Source organism: Chryseobacterium sp. FR054 (genome assembly GCF_056844565.1).
Genome location: NZ_JBXDSA010000002.1, coordinates 562665 through 578071, shown reverse-complemented (window position 1 = coordinate 578071; position 15407 = coordinate 562665). Strand labels below are relative to the sequence as shown.

Here is a 15407-nt window from a genome sequence, read left to right as displayed (position 1 = left end):
TTTACAGACTAAGGGACCATTCCGGACTTTTATGTGCATAAAAAAACCTCCAGAAATTCTGAAGGTTTATGTTTTATTTTTTAATTGATTCTTTATTCCAGTTGGCCTTGAAATTACAGTTTTCGTAACGGCCGTCTATTGACATAAAGATCGTAGGAAGCTTAGAGTTCACGAACTTTTCAACCATCTCGTTCTTTTTCTTATTGAGCGCCATCTGCTTGATTCTGCTGTAATCTGTTTCCAGGGTAATCTGGTGAGCCGGAATTACATCTTCAATTTTGATGATCTTCACTAATTTCTTTTTGTTTTCTTCTTCTTCAAAAGCCGTAGTGATATCTCCTTTGTTCAGCCCCGCCAATTCGTAGCTGACTGTTCCGGGAATACTTTCTCTTTCAATTTTATCAGAACCGTCTGACCCCGGAATAATTCCGGCATTGAATTTTGTTCTTTTATCGTCTGAGAATTTAAATGCGGCATCTTTGAACGTCATTTTACCATCCTGAATCAGTCCTCTGATACTGTCCAGCTTTGCTTTGGTAGTCTTTATTTCATCATCCGTAGGAGTGGCTTTCAGCAGGATATGACGGGCATCATATACTTTACCTGATTTTTTCACCAGCTGAACAATATGATATCCGAATTCAGATTCCACAGGATCTGAGATTTCATTTTCCTGAAGATTCAGAGCCGCAGCTTCAAATGGTTTTACCATCTGCCCTTTGTAAATATTTTTATACAGACCTCCGTTGGCTGCAGAACCTTCGTCCTCAGAGTAAATTCTTGCCTGGCTTTCAAAGGTTTCACCTGCCATAATATCCTGTTTGATCTTCTTCAGACGTTTGATAAGGTCTTCTTTGTGCGCTTCCGTCAGTTTAGGATACAGAACGATCTGAGCAAGAGAAACTTCATCTTTTACCTCCGGGAGCTGCATTTTAAACAGGTTGTAAAAGTCTGTAACCTCGTTTGGAGTTACGTCTGCTTTTTCAGTAATTCTCTGGTACTTTGCCTGTCCGTAATATTGGTCGGTATCGATCTTTTCGATCGCATTTTTCATTTCATATGCGTTTCTGAACTTATAGGCGGCCAGCATTGTTTTTTCGTCCGGAAACTGGGAAAGAAGCTGACGATATTTGGCGTTTGCCTGCTCTTTTATGGCAGCAGAACGGTTTTCGATTAATGTATCTTTTTTTGCTTCGTATACCAAAAGCTTGTTACTGATAAGGTTTTCCAGGAACTCACATTTATCTGCATTGGAAGCTCCCTGCTGTTTTGCGTAGTGCATCTGCTCGATAACATCAGATTCCAGAACAATTTCATCCCCGATTACAGCAGCAATACCATCCACTAATTCTCCCGGCTTTAACTGGGCCTTCATCATGTTTGAAGAGCACATCATCATGAAAATCCCAAGAAGAAAAGTGATTTTTAGTTTATTTGTCATTTTACTATTTTAAACAAGTTGCAAATTTAGAATTCTTAACGAATTACACTAAATTTTTTATTATAAATATTTCTTAAAAAGACTTATTTACTGCAGTTCAACATCAAATGTTGTTAATTCTTTGAATTGTCTCAATCTGCCGAACATATCAGACTCTTTTACTTCCTGGATTCTTTCTGTTCCGAATTTTTCAACGGTGAAAGATGCCATCGCAGAACCTACGATCAGTGCAGACTTCATCGTTTCGAAATCAAATTTTCCTTTTTTAGCAAGATAAGCCGCAAAACCTCCTGCGAAAGTATCTCCGGCTCCGGTTGGATCGAAAACTTCTTCCAGCGGAAGTGCAGGAATAGCGAATACTTTATTGTCGTGGAAAAGAAGGGCTCCGTGCTCACCTTTTTTGATGATCACATACTGAGGTCCCATTTCGTGAATCTTTTTAGCCGCTTTTACCAGTGAATATTCTCCTGAAAGCTGTCTTGCCTCTTCATCATTGATGGTGATCACATCTGTTTTGGCGATCATATCCATCAGAATATCCCATGCTGTATCCATCCAGAAATTCATGGTATCCAGGATGACAAGTTTAGGACGTTCGTTCATTTTTTCCAATACGGAAAGCTGAACTCCGGGGTGCAGGTTTCCAAGCAGCAGGATTTCTGAATTCTGCATCGAGTCCGGAATTTTCGGATCAAAGTTTTCCAGAACATTCACTTCTGTCGCCAAAGTATCTCTTGTATTCAGATCATTATGGTATTTTCCTGCCCAGAAGAATGTTTTCCCTTCTTTTACGATCTCAATTCCTTCGATATTTACATCTCTTCCTGAGAACATATCAAGATGTTCCTGTGGAAAATCTCCTCCTACTACAGAAACAATACCAGATTTAACGCCTAAAATAGATGAAGTAATACCGATGTATGTGGCAGCTCCTCCTAAAATTTTATCTGTTTTACCAAATGGCGTTTCGATTGCATCAAATGCAACACTTCCTACAACTAAAAGTTTCATATATTTTTCAATGTATTTTAAAAGTAATTTATTTTTTCCATTCAAAAGTGTCCAGCAGGTGTTTCATATCATTTTTGATATAGTTCACTGCCGGTGCCAGGGAATCCGGCTTTGGTCTTGTATTAAAGTACAGGTAAGCAGTTACAAAGTGTTTTGTACTGTCTGTAATGTAAAACTGAAGATTGGAAGCACTCTGCCCTTTCAGTTCATAAAAGTTTCCGTATACTTTTTTTTCAGGATATTCAAATGATTTGGTTTCTATGGCACTGGCTTTTACAGTATGTTCGTATACCATTTTTTCGGCTTCCTTGATATGATCTGCAAAATCATTCTGTATCGGGTAATAGGTAACGAATACCTTAGCCTTCATTTGCGGATAATTCAGATAATACCAGCACGGTTTTTTCGCAGGTGAAAGCGATGCAAAATCCGAATACTCAAAGGTATAGGCACAGCTGTTTTCAAATTTCTGATATTGGGGTGCAGGATATTCCAGGCGAAGTTCCCCGTAAGGTTTCGGAACCGGATCTTTTCCACATGAAACGACTAGCAGTGTTATGAAAATAAAAATGACGTTTTTAATCATTTTGCAAAAGTACAAATTAGATTTCAGATTCCGGAAGACAAATTTCAGTCTTTCAATGTGTTTTGAATGTAGTTTTCCAGAGGCTTCGGAAAAGACCTTTCATGATAAGCATCCCCGTCTGTAACGATATACTGATTCTGCTTCAGAAAGCTGTTCCATAGCGTCCCGGAGGTCACCTCCACATCAGTAATTTCAATAGTCAGATTTTTGTGAGTGAGTTTATGGGAAAGTGTTTTTGTGCTTCCGGTAAAGGGTTGCAGTTCCGCCGGGAGTTCTGGTAAAAACTCGAATAATTTCTTCCAGATAAAATCATCTTTTCTCTGCTGAATCAGAAACCGGCCGTTTCTGTGTACAAAATAATACTGTAAAGCAAGGTCTTCTGTTTTTACCTTTTTGGTTTTCACCGGAAAATCAGAGACTTTCTGTAAAGAAAATGCGAGGCAGTCTTCATTTACCGGGCATTCTCCACAAAGCGGATTTTTGGGTTTGCAGACTTCAGAGCCGATGTCCATCATGGCCTGGTTAAAATCACCTGCGCTTTCAGGCATAACGAGAAATGCCAGTTCAGAAAAATAAGTGAAAGCTCTTGAACTGGAGATATCAAAATCATCAGCAAAAATACGGCTCAATACTCTGTAAAAATTGCCGTCAACGGCAGGCATTCCGGCCCCAAAACAAATACTTGAAATAGCTGCTGCTGTATACTTTCCGACTCCTTTCAGTTTTAAAATCTCCTCATACTGCTCCGGAAAAGCGCCGTGGTAATCATTCATGATCTGCTGTGCCGCTTTGTGTATATTAATGGCCCTTGAATAATAGCCCAGTCCTTTCCAGTACAGCAAAACCTCATCTTCTTCAGCTTCAGCCAAAGTTTTTACATCCGGAAATCTTTTAATGAAATTATTATAATGATTCAGCCCCTGACTGATCCTTGTCTGCTGAAAAACAATTTCGCAGATCCAGATTTTATAGGGGTCTTTTGTCTGCCTGAACGGCAGGTCTCTTGCATTCTTTCTGTACCAGTTTAAAAGCTTGTTTCCAATATGGAGAAAGCCTGAACTTTTATGATCTTTTTCCAAAAACCTCAGTCTGTTTAAATGATTGAAGGGAATACGGTACTTTCTTCTGTACATTCCCGTTCTGCAAAGATAAACTTATTTTGATTTACGGAAGCCTGGAATTGGAAGAGGGAAGTTATAAATACCATACTCACTTTTTTATGGTATGTTGATTTTATAATGACTTTCAATACGTATAACCGGAATTAACTTCCGGCCTCCTTCTTCCATCTGCCGGCCATTGATTATTTATCTTCTTTAATGGAATATACCGGAGCCGACTTCACCCACTGATAATTGAGATTTCTGTCTTCTCTGATAAGCGTATAGCCTTCCAGTCTCTTCAGATAAAGGTACATGGAATCATTTTTAAGCTTAAGTCTCTGGTGTGACAAAAACATGAAAGGATAATTCATGACGGAATCTCTCACTGTTTTCAGAATCTTTCCGTTTTTTACCTGATAAAGAAAGAAAGACTTTCCTCTTCCTGCTGAGCTGTCTACCAGTTTTACAGATGAACTTCCGACTACCAGTTCACTGGCATCAAAACATTCTTCTCTGTTCATGATATAAGCTTTCCCCTCCTCGCGTTCATTTTTAAAATAATCTATTTTATAATGATCGGGTCTTTTGTATTTCTCCTCGCAACCTGTGAGGACAAGCATTACAGCTACGGGAAAAGCATATAATTTTAAGGTTACATTAATTTTCATAAGATTTGGCAGTAAAAAACCGATGTAAAAAATGCATCGGTTTTTATTTTTAAAAATTGGGTTGTAATTATTCCTGAGTATACTGTGCATCCCATTCGTTACCGTCATCTCCTTTGTGTCCGTCTAGTTTGATAACGAAACTTTTTGTAGGGAAATAAGGGGTCATACGGATATCAAGCCATACTCTGTCTTTGTTTACTCTGTCCTGTTCAAAACGAACGATCTTGAATTTCTCGATCAGTTTATCCGGACCTTTGATGTTGTCCAGGAATGTTACGATCTGTCTTCTCAGATCATCTTCATTTTTGGCATTCCAGTTTTCAAAGGCTCTTCTGTTCAGGAAGTCCAGCAATACTTTGGTTACATAGTCGAATACACGAACTACGGAATAGGTCTGAAGACCGATATTATCTCCTGTGAATAATGTTTTCGCAGAGAAAGCCATGATCTTTCCGTATTCGTTCACCATTGGTACAAGACCCATTTTTTCAAGCTGAGAGATTTCACTTTTCTTCAGTTCGAATTTTACGGCATCTACCTCGTTGATGTTACCATGTTTTTTACCTGCTGCTACCTGAGACATCAGTGTTTTGTGGATTTTTCCTGCTAATGAAGTGGAAGGCGGAAGTTCTACGTTTTCTTCTTCTCCTACTTCTTCGGCTCTTCCTCTTCCTACTAACCAGTTACAGGTCATGATCACGTTACTTCTGTGAAGTTCACCCCCTGTAAGGTTGGCGGAGTGGAATAAGTCTACCACATCATCCGGTTTATCAAGGTTGGCAAAATCGGTAACCATCATTACTTTGTTCTCGTTACAGATCTTAGCCCATTTTTCCACCACTTTGTTGGATCCCAGATATCCCGGAATGGCAAGAAGTGAATAATTGTCTCTAAGGTCTAAACGGTCGTAATAGTTTTTGAATTCTTCTGCAATAGCATCAATGAATAAAGGGTTATCCAGATCTGATACCTGCTCAAGGCTGGCATTCACGATACTTACGTTATCTACCTTATCCAGTTCTGTATTTTTATAGAACTGTGCTACTGTTCTGTAATTGGTTTCCAGCATACGAACTGCATCAAGAGTATTTTTCAGATTCTTTTTTAAATTCTGATCAGCTGCCTGTGCTTTTGTTTTGCAGGTATCTGCCATTTTATCTGCAGATTCGCTTCCTTCCAGAAGGCTAACCCAGAGGTTTATTTTCTGAAGAAGTTCTTTTCTTTCTTCTGCTTTATTGGAGTCGTTCAGAAAGATTTCTTTTCTTGCCTTTCTTGTCGGGTTCATATTGGCGATACCGTCTACAACGGATTCAACAAAGCCAAAACCTCCCATTTTATTAAGTTCCGCAAGCGGGTTTCCTTTCGGCTGCCCCGAGTGTTGCTGCTGTTGTCCCTGCTGCTGGCTTTCCTGTGCCTGTAATTTGCTATCCATGATTTGATTTAATGTAATTATTTTTCAAGTTCTTGTGCCACTTCTTTCAATACTTCGATAAACGCAGCTCTCGTCTGATCGTTTTCCAGCATATTACGCAGAATCTTATTGGTTTTCAGCTGACGTACGATTTTATTGTACTGCTCCTGCTCCATGCTGAGCTGCTGTAAATAGTCTGATTTCTGGGTAAGAACTTTTGGAGTAAAGTCTGCAAGATTCTGAAAACGGAATTCTTCTTCTACCATACCTCCGTCTTCTGTTTCGTGCTGTACAGCTACGGAAGGCTGGAAATGTCTGAAGACATCTTCCACGGTTTTTAATCCTGTTACGATTTCAGGGGTATACGATTCTTCTGTTGTAAGCTGGCTTACTATCAGCGATTTGTTTTCCTGTATTTCCTGGATAGCTTCATTAGCGTCTACTTTTACCTCGTTTCCGCCAACACCATAATTAAACATTGCCATATTATTATTATTTTGAGATTTCTGATTTTAATTAGGATCTGTTTCAGAGTAATTTACCGGCAAGCCGGATAAGTTACCAATCCAATGTTTAAATTTAAAAAAAAACTGTAACATACAAAATTTTGACGATATTTTTCTTGAAATATTTAATTTAATCGATTATATTATAGCGGAATATCGCTCTTCTATGTTGTCACTAAGCTATGAAAAATAAAATAAAAACGCACCGAAAACGATGCGTTTTTATTGTCTAACAATTTTTGGCAGATTTTACCAAATTTTTATTCTGTCCTGAGGAGCTTTATACATTTTGTCTCCGGGTTTGATGTCAAATGCTTTGATAAATGCATCCTGATTCACCAGCGGGCCAAATGCCCTGAAGATTCCCGGAGAATGCGGATCTGTCTTCACCTGATTGATCATATACTGGTCTGTCGCTTTTGTTCTCCATACGGTTGCCCAGCTCATGAAGAATCTCTGATCCTGGGTAAATCCGCTTATCTTCCCCGGATTTCCTTTATCTTTAAGATACATCTGAAGGGCATCATAGGCAACGGCTACTCCGCCTAAGTCGCCAATATTTTCACCGCTTGTGAATTTACCGTTCACAAAACTTCCTTTTACCGGTTCATAAGCGCTGTACTGGGCTGCCAGCTGTCCTACTTTGGCATCAAAGTTTTTACGGTCTTCATCAGTCCACCAGTTGTTCAGATTACCGTCACCGTCGAAACGGGAACCGCTGTCATCAAACCCGTGAGAGATCTCGTGCCCGATTACAGCACCGATTCCTCCGAAGTTAACTGCTGCATCTGCTTTAGGGTTATAAAAAGGAGGCTGAAGGATTGCCGCAGGGAATACAATTTCGTTGTTCGACCCGCTGTAATAGGCATTTACTGTTTGCGGAGACATTCCCCATTCTGTTTTATCTACGGGTTTTCCTACTTTATCCAGGCTTCTCTGGTACTGCCATGCAGCAACATTCTGAAGATTGGAATACAGGGTAGCACCCTGTTCCGGAGATTCCACTTTCAGCCTGGTATAATCTTTCCATTTATCAGGATAAGCGATTTTAACGGTAAACTTAGAAAGTTTTTCCTGTGCTTTTACTTTGGTAGCCGGAGACATCCAGTCGATATCATTGATATGCTTTTTGAATGATTTTAAAAGGTAATCGATATAGGTCTGCATCTGGGCCTTAGCTTCCGGAGTAAAGTATTTTTCAACATATAATTTTCCAAAGGCTTCTCCCAGCACTCCATTGACAAGGGCCAGCCCTCTTTTGTTCATCGGACGCTGTTCTTTCTGCCCCTGAAGATATTTTGAATAGAAATCAAATCTGATCTGCTCAAGCCTGTCATCAAGATTGCTGGCATTGCCGTTGATCAGGTGGTATTTCAGGTAGTCTTTTAAAAGCGGAAGATTTTTTTCGTTCAGGAACTGATCCATATTCTGATAATATTTCAGTTCACCGATGATCACACGGTCTGTGTTTACTCCTGCGTCTTTAAGGTATTTTGCAAGGTTGATATTCTTAACGATACCTGACAGTTCGGATACGTTTTTAGGGTTATATCTGAGGTTGGCATCTCTGTTCTGCTCCAGGGTCAGCAGGTAATTGGCCAGCTGTTTTTCAAAAGCCACTACATTCCCGGCAGATTGTGATGAGTTTTTATTGCCCAGTACATCAAACAGCTTTCCTACATAAGTCTGATATTCTGCTAAGGTTTTGGTATTGGCTTCGTTTACTTTCTGGTAGTAATCCCTGCCCAAACCCAGATCAGGACCGCCCAGGTATACGGCATTCATATTGGAGTTCTTCATATCTGCGCCTACTCTCCATCCGTAGAAAGAATTATCTCCCAATCTGGTGGCCTCAAGAAGGTAGCTCTGAAGATCATTAAGATTTTTAATGGCATCAATCTTTGCCAGATCGGCTTTGATCGGAGCCAGTCCGTCTGCATTTCTTTTGTTTACATCCATGAAAGATGCATACAGATTCTGGATTTTCTGTCCTTCCGATCCTTCGGTATAGGTTTCTGATAAAATTTTGTTCAGAATATCCAGGGAAGCATCATCCACATTTTCTCTCAGGGCATTGAAAGATCCCCAGCTTGCTTTATCTGAAGGAATCTGAGTTGTTTTCACCCAATTTCCGTTCACATAGCTAAAAAAATCATCCTGCGGACGGACACTTTTATCCATATAAGACAAATTAATCCCTTCCTCTTTCATTTTTCCTTTTACCGGTTCTGTAACACTAGCCGTAGTTTCAGTTTTGGTTTCTGTTCCGGCAGTTTTAGCCGCACCGCATGAGTTTAGAAATACAATACCCGAAAGGGCCAGTATTCCAATATTTAGCTTTTTCATTAAAGATAATTTTTGATTGTACACAAACTGATCAAATATACGAACTTTAATAATAAATAATAAGCTATAATTGACAAATGGTGGAAAGTTTGCATTCCGGATCTGAAGATTTGTGTATATACAGCCAAGAGTATTATGAAAATTAATATGAATGCAGGCTTTGGCAAAAGCTGTTATAATGGATGTTTATTTCAAAAGTGAGCAAAACCCAAAATAAGATTAATAATATAGAGTGAGTAGGGTAAATTGTTCCCCAAAATCAGCAGGCCGGCCGGCAGCTACAAATTGATTTCCTCCTAATACCTGATACCTTCAATCTTCTATTAAAAAAACAAAAACCGCCCATTTACTGAGCGGCTGAATATGTTTACCAGATCTTGATTCTGTCTTCCGGAGCTTTGTATAGTTTGTCTCCTTTTTTCACATCGAATGCTTTGTAGAAGGCATCAACGTTGATCAACGGACCGAAGCTTCTGAAATAGCCCGGAGAGTGCGGGTCAGTCTTCACCTGATTGATCATATATTTTTCGCTGGACAGGGTTCTCCACACGGTTGCCCAGCTCAGGAAGAATCTCTGATCCTGAGTGAATCCGCTGATCTTTCCTGGGTTTCCTTTATCTTTCAGATACATCTGAAGGGCATCGTAAGCGATGTTTACTCCTCCCAGGTCGGCAATATTTTCACCGTTAGTAAAGGTACCGTTTACGAAAGTTCCTTTTACAGGCTCATATTTATCGTACTGGGCTGCAAGTGCTTTGGTAGCTTTTTCAAAGTTGGCTTTATCTTCAGGAGTCCACCAGTCTACAAGATTTCCGTCTGCATCAAACTGAGCTCCAGAATCGTCGAATCCGTGGCTCATTTCGTGTCCGATTACGGCACCGATTCCTCCGAAGTTAACCGCTGCATCAGCCTGAGGGTTGAAGAATGGCGGCTGAAGGATAGCTGCGGGGAATACGATCTCGTTATATACCGGGTTGTAATAAGCATTTACCGTTTGCGGAGTCATTCCCCATTCTGTTTTATCAACCGGCTTTCCTACTTTAGCCAGTTCTCTGTTATACTGCCATTCGCTGATGCTCTGAAGGTTTTTGTAAAGTGTACCTCCTTTTGATTCAGGAATGATCTGTAATTTTGAATAGTCTTTCCATTTATCAGGATAAGCCACTTTTACCGTGAATTTGTTAAGCTTCTTAAGTGCTTTTTCTTTGGTTGTGGATGACATCCAGGTTAAGTTGTTGATGTGAACCACAAAACTTTTCTTCAGGTAGTCTATCAGTTCCACCATCTGAGATTTAGCTTCCGCAGGGAAGTATTTTTCTACATACAGTTTACCGAATGCTTCGCCCAGATTACCGTTGATCAGCTCAAAACCTCTTTTATTCAACGCTCTCTGCTCCTGCTGGCCTCTTAAATATTTACCGTAGAAGGCAAATTTCATATCGCCCAGTTTTTCACTCAGATAAGAAGCACTTCCGCTGATCATATGGAATTTCAGATAGTCTTTAATTACCGGAAGATTCTGTGCATTTACCAGTTTATCAAAGTTTTTATAATAACCTAGTTCCCCGATGATTACCCTGTCTGTACTGACACCTACTTTTTTAAGGTAAGAAGGAAGATCAACTCCTTTTACCAGCGTCGAAAGCTCAGTCATGGTCTGAGGGTTGTACTGAAGGGTATTATCGCGGCTCTGTTCGTTTGTTAAATAGGTCTTTGCAATGCTTTTTTCGTAATCAACGATTCCTTTTGCGGCAGCATCGGCGTTTTTATAACCTAATTCTTTTAACATAGAAGCTACATATTTCTGATATTCAGCAATAGCTTCTGTATTTTTTTCGTTTTCTTTCTGATAGTAATCTCTTCCTAAACCAAGAGAAGCTTCCCCTAAGTAAACAGCGTTCATATTAGAGTCTTTCAGATCTGCATACACTCCCCATCCGTAGAAAAGATTTTCACCTTCTTTTGTGGCCGATGCCAGATAATTCTGAAGATCCGTCATATTTTTGATGGCATCAATTTTATTCAGATATTCCTGGATAGGCTTTATTCCGTCTGCATTTCTCTTCTGCATGTTCATATAGCTGGCATACAGATCCTGGATTTTCTTTCCTTCACTTCCTTCTGCAAATTTATCTTTCAGAAGAGAGTTCAGGATCGTCATGGAATTGTTATCCGTATCTTCTCCCAATTTGTTGAAACTTCCCCATGTTGGTTTATCAGAAGGAATTTTCGCAGTTTTCATCCATGTTCCGCTCACATAGTTGTAGAAATCATCCTGAGGACGAACTGAAGTATCCATAAGGCTGATGTCTAAGCCTTTATCCGTGCTGTTTGCTGCTGTTTTAACGGCTTTTGTCTGTGCATTCAGCGTAGTCTGTGAACACACGCCGGCCAGTAAAAACAAAGAAAGCGTTAATTTTTTCATTATGATAACAATTTATGCTATAAGTATATTTTTTTTAAAGTTTGTTACTTATATATGAAACAAATTTAAACAAATCTTACGAAGCAGCCACCTCTTTTACGTTTCCTGTTCTTTTCAGAAATCCCCAGGACTGCATTTCTCCCTTCAGAGCCTTTCTTAAACTTCTGAACAGGACAATATACATCAGCCATCTGTAACCGAAGCGCTGCGGGATCACATACAACAGTCCGGACAGTTTTTCCTTCTGCACAATAAATGAGATCAAAGCTAAGGATGCATCTACCAAAAGGAAGATTAGATAGTAGGTAAAGATTTTCCCTCCATTTCCGGAAAGAATTCCGAGAAACATCATCAGATCCGCCAAAGGTGAAAAAAACGGAATGATATACTGGAACAGTAAAATATTTGGCATAGCCCACAGTCCTAATCCTTTATATTTCGGGTTAAGAAATGTCTGCCGCTGTTTCCAGAACATCTGCATAATTCCGTAAGTCCATCTGAAGCGCTGTTTTAAGAACTGCGGTACGGTTTCAGGAGCTTCTGTAACGGCAACAGCCCTGTTTTCATTAGCTACGGTATACCCCGCTTTTAGAATTTTTACTGTAAGATCACAGTCTTCGGCCAGGGTATCTGAAGAATACCCTCCGGTCTCTTTTATTACGGACTTTTTAAATGCTCCTATGGCTCCCGGGATTACGGTAACCGCATTGATATTTGCATAGGCCAGCCTGTCGAAATTCTGACTGGTGATATATTCTATCGACTGCCATCTGGTGAGCCAGTTTACTTTATTTCCAACTTTTACATTACCCGCTACGGCCGCAATTTTTTCTTCCGGTGATGAATTCAGGAATCTTGCGATCAGATATTTTACGGCATCCTGCTGTAATTGGGTATCGGCATCAATACAGACAACATATTCTGCATCGGTCTGTGCGATCCCAAAATTAAGGGCAGTTGCTTTTCCACCGTTTGTTTTGGTGAAAATTTTCAGATGCGGATGATCCGGAAATTCTTTTTTTGCTTTTTCATAGGTTGAATCTTTACTTCCGTCATCCACCATAATGATATTGAAATTGGGATAATTTTGTTTCAGTAAATTATTCAGGGAGGAGACAATGTTCACTTCTTCATTATAAGCGGGAACAATAATCGAAACTTCCGGGTATGAATCCAGCACAGGAAATCTGCCCAGTTTTTTTTCTTTTTTCCGTTCTTTCAAAGCCCAATACATCATCAGGATCAGTCTGATAAGTCCCAGAATTATAAAAATGGTAAAAAGTGCGACCAGAAAATGGCTTATTCCATAGATGGCGGTTGCCAGAACAAGATTGAGCTGCATAATGTAATAAGACCGTGTTTTAGGCACTTCAGGCATCAGTTCATTTTTACTTTTATGCAGAATACTGGCGAGATTGGTGAAATGGTAGCCCTGTTTCTGCAATGTCGGAATCAAAATTTTAAGGGCTTTTACCGTTTCTGCTCTGGTTTCTCCTCCGGCATCATGCAGCAGGATAATATTTCCCCGCTGCTGTCTGAGCCCGGCCATTACTCTTGTTACAATTTCATCCGCTTTTATTCCCGGCTGCCAGTCTTCAGGATCTATATTTTCACCGATATCCAGATAGTTCTGCTGCCTTGCCAGCGCCACAGGAATAATTTCTTCCGGTGTGGTAGGCTCGGAATCCGCGTTATAAGGTGCTCGGAACAGGATCGTGCTGTGGCCTGTCACACATTCTATCAGAAGTCTGGTGAGTTTCAGTTCGAGCAATGCTCTTTCAGGGCTTACTCTGGCTACATTTTCGTGGGTAAAGGTATGGTTTCCAATTTCATGGCCTTCCCGGTAAATTCTTTTAACAAGCGGAAGATTCTTTTCGGCATTCAGGCCTACGAGAAAGAACGCAGCAGGAACATGATATTTGGATAAAACATCAAGTATCTGAGGAGTATAGGTTTCATCCGGACCGTCGTCAAAGGTGAGAACAAGCTCTTTCTGGGGTGCTTCCCCGTATTTTTTCACTTCGTAGGAGCTTGGATAGCTTATATAATTTTCATCGGTGATAATCTTTTCTTTCGGATCGGTTTCAAGTGCGATCTTCCCGTCGTGAGGGGTATTCAGTACGTCCAGTACCTCACCGTCCCCGATATAGTCTACCATCGTTTGTCCTTTTACATTTTCCAGTGCCTTCAGATTTATACCTGACAGCCCTGAGAGGGTAAGATCCCTGTCATAAAAATTCCAGATTCTGCTGTCTTCACTTCCCAGCCTCCAGAGTGCTGTTCCTGCCAACGGATATTCTGAGGAATAGCGCATGGTATTGAAAATGGAAGCTGCATCATTAAAAAATACGGTATGGGTATTCTTTTTGGAATCGGTATAGGAATAATTGAGATTAAAGGTATTATCATCAAAATTGATCACAGCTTTACTTGCACTGGCTTTGGTGATTGCCTGCATATAAGTTACGGATGTATTGTCATCTTTATTGGTACTCCAGTCGTAGCCGTAAGCTCCCAATCCGAGGATAATTTTGTCGGGAGATGTTTTCTTTAAGATCTTATCGGTCTGTGCTTCGATCCATTTCTGTGAAGAAACAGGACCTGCATCACTGTCAGCCGAATATTCATCATAAGCCATCAGTACAAAATAATCTACATAAGGATTCAGCTTCTGAATATTATAATCGTCGTTATCCGTCATAATATCCATAGTAACAAGCAGGCTGTTTTTTCTGAAAGTCTCAGAGAGTTCTTTCATAAATGCAATAAGAGGTTCATCAGAATCCAGGTTCATATCTTCAAAATCGATATTGATTCCTTTGAAATGAAATTTTATACACTGCTGTGTTATTTTTTGGATCAGCCGGCTTCTTTTCTGAGGATCTTTCAGAACTTTGCCCAATCCTTCAGCGTGAAATTCCTGCTGGAAATTATTGCTCAGAATGGGCATAGCGGCTACACCGGTTCTTTTGATGACCTTATACCCCTCGGGGTCTATATTGGTTTTTAAATCTCCTGTTTTGGGATCGAGGAAAAACCATTCGGGGAATACAAGATTGATATGTCTGATATTTCTTTTTAAAGACATCAGCGACTGCGGATCCCAGGCGACATAGAATGCGGAACGGATTCCTCCCGGAAACCGGGACCAGCTGAGATTCTGGTTTTTACGTCTTTCAGCTCCGGCTTTTTCTATTTTAGCAAGGCTGGTATGCATTGTTTTTTCAGAAATAAAACTTCTGAAGCCCTTATATTCTTTAGAAATCCTGTTTTCCTGAAGGTAAGGTTTGCTGGCGGTAATTACTGCTTTATAATCTTCTTTAAAAGGGATCTTCGGACTTTTATCCAGCTTCATCATCAGTCCCAAAGCAAGGAGCAGCAATACCGCAACGAAGATAAAAATACGGCTTCCCCACTGTACGCTTTTCCAGCGTTTTTTACTGTCGGTCTGAAAAATCTGTTTTGAGTTTTCCACGTTTTGAAATTTATTACACAGATCTCAAAAAGCGTGAAAAATGATATTTATTTTAATTAAAAAAAAATTAAAAATTCAGAAGCTGTTTAAATTTCACTCAAACAATCGTACTGAGTTATTTATCAAACACTTACACTATAAAAACACAATAAAACCATGTTTGAAATTATTTTTCACTCAAAAGATCATGTCAATCTTATATGTCTTCAAATCTGCAAAAAAAAATTAACGCAAGTTGATGAATAATTCCACTTTATTTTAAGCAGGCAAAGTGATGCGACTTCGTTGCTGATGAAGTAATATGCTTATCCATGCACTTCTTCGAATCAACGGAGTTGACTCTATCCTTTGCTTCCTTTAAAATCAACATTGTTAATCATACATTTTGCGTCAGAAAAACAGCACATTATCTTTTTAATCAATACTCAAAGAATA

10 protein-coding genes are annotated in these 15407 nt (G+C 39.7%); all 10 read right to left on the bottom strand.

The genetic code is table 11. The annotated features are described in order from the left end of the window. Nucleotides 1-73: 73 nt before the first annotated feature. The 10 genes from AC106S_RS10030 to AC106S_RS09985 all read right to left on the bottom strand — a co-directional run bounded on the left by AC106S_RS10030 (nucleotide 74) and on the right by AC106S_RS09985 (nucleotide 14972). Nucleotides 74-1441, bottom strand: coding sequence for a peptidylprolyl isomerase (locus AC106S_RS10030; RefSeq protein WP_482438930.1), 1368 nt, complete (start codon nucleotides 1439-1441; stop codon nucleotides 74-76). Between the two features lie 87 nt (nucleotides 1442-1528). After that, on the bottom strand, nucleotides 1529-2452 hold the full coding sequence (locus AC106S_RS10025; RefSeq protein ID WP_482438929.1) for a PfkB family carbohydrate kinase: 924 nt from the start codon (nucleotides 2450-2452) through the stop codon (nucleotides 1529-1531). Between the two features lie 28 nt (nucleotides 2453-2480). After that, nucleotides 2481-3038 carry a gliding motility lipoprotein GldD gene (gldD, locus tag AC106S_RS10020; protein ID WP_482438928.1) on the bottom strand — a complete coding sequence of 186 codons (558 nt, stop codon included), beginning with the start codon at nucleotides 3036-3038 and terminating at the stop codon, nucleotides 2481-2483. Between the two features lie 44 nt (nucleotides 3039-3082). After that, nucleotides 3083-4171 carry an A/G-specific adenine glycosylase gene (locus tag AC106S_RS10015; protein ID WP_482438927.1) on the bottom strand — a complete coding sequence of 363 codons (1089 nt, stop codon included), beginning with the start codon at nucleotides 4169-4171 and terminating at the stop codon, nucleotides 3083-3085. Nucleotides 4172-4341: 170 nt separating this feature from the next. Continuing rightward, nucleotides 4342-4809 (bottom strand): hypothetical protein, encoded by a 468-nt coding sequence (locus AC106S_RS10010; RefSeq protein ID WP_482438926.1) that lies wholly within the window; start codon nucleotides 4807-4809, stop codon nucleotides 4342-4344. Nucleotides 4810-4876: 67 nt separating this feature from the next. After that, the gene (locus tag AC106S_RS10005; protein WP_482438925.1) at nucleotides 4877-6241 is read right to left on the bottom strand and encodes a DUF5458 family protein; all 1365 of its coding nucleotides are present in this window, start codon (nucleotides 6239-6241) and stop codon (nucleotides 4877-4879) included. Nucleotides 6242-6258: 17 nt separating this feature from the next. Then, nucleotides 6259-6705 carry a hypothetical protein gene (locus tag AC106S_RS10000; RefSeq protein ID WP_482438924.1) on the bottom strand — a complete coding sequence of 149 codons (447 nt, stop codon included), beginning with the start codon at nucleotides 6703-6705 and terminating at the stop codon, nucleotides 6259-6261. A 270-nt stretch (nucleotides 6706-6975) separates the two neighbouring features. Continuing rightward, nucleotides 6976-9072, bottom strand: a complete 2097-nt coding sequence (locus AC106S_RS09995) for a M13 family metallopeptidase (RefSeq protein ID WP_482438923.1) — start codon at nucleotides 9070-9072, stop codon at nucleotides 6976-6978. 367 nt (nucleotides 9073-9439) lie between these two features. Next, the gene (locus tag AC106S_RS09990; protein WP_482438922.1) at nucleotides 9440-11497 is read right to left on the bottom strand and encodes a M13 family metallopeptidase; all 2058 of its coding nucleotides are present in this window, start codon (nucleotides 11495-11497) and stop codon (nucleotides 9440-9442) included. 76 nt (nucleotides 11498-11573) lie between these two features. Next, entirely contained in the window at nucleotides 11574-14972 is a 3399-nt protein-coding gene (locus tag AC106S_RS09985; protein WP_482438921.1) for a polysaccharide deacetylase family protein, read from the bottom strand. Nucleotides 14973-15407 lie beyond the last annotated feature (435 nt).

Bases quoted from the DNA above. Each gene is read 5' to 3' on its own strand.
- AC106S_RS09995 (WP_482438923.1), bottom strand. From the start codon at position 9,072: ATGAAAAAGCTAAATATTGGAATACTGGCCCTTTCGGGTATTGTATTT.
- AC106S_RS10015 (WP_482438927.1), bottom strand. From the start codon at position 4,171: ATGTACAGAAGAAAGTACCGTATTCCCTTCAATCATTTAAACAGACTG.
- AC106S_RS10010 (WP_482438926.1), bottom strand. From the start codon at position 4,809: ATGAAAATTAATGTAACCTTAAAATTATATGCTTTTCCCGTAGCTGTA.
- AC106S_RS10025 (WP_482438929.1), bottom strand. From the start codon at position 2,452: ATGAAACTTTTAGTTGTAGGAAGTGTTGCATTTGATGCAATCGAAACG.
- AC106S_RS10005 (WP_482438925.1), bottom strand. From the start codon at position 6,241: ATGGATAGCAAATTACAGGCACAGGAAAGCCAGCAGCAGGGACAACAG.
- AC106S_RS10030 (WP_482438930.1), bottom strand. From the start codon at position 1,441: ATGACAAATAAACTAAAAATCACTTTTCTTCTTGGGATTTTCATGATG.
- gldD (WP_482438928.1), bottom strand. From the start codon at position 3,038: ATGATTAAAAACGTCATTTTTATTTTCATAACACTGCTAGTCGTTTCA.
- AC106S_RS09990 (WP_482438922.1), bottom strand. From the start codon at position 11,497: ATGAAAAAATTAACGCTTTCTTTGTTTTTACTGGCCGGCGTGTGTTCA.
- AC106S_RS10000 (WP_482438924.1), bottom strand. From the start codon at position 6,705: ATGGCAATGTTTAATTATGGTGTTGGCGGAAACGAGGTAAAAGTAGAC.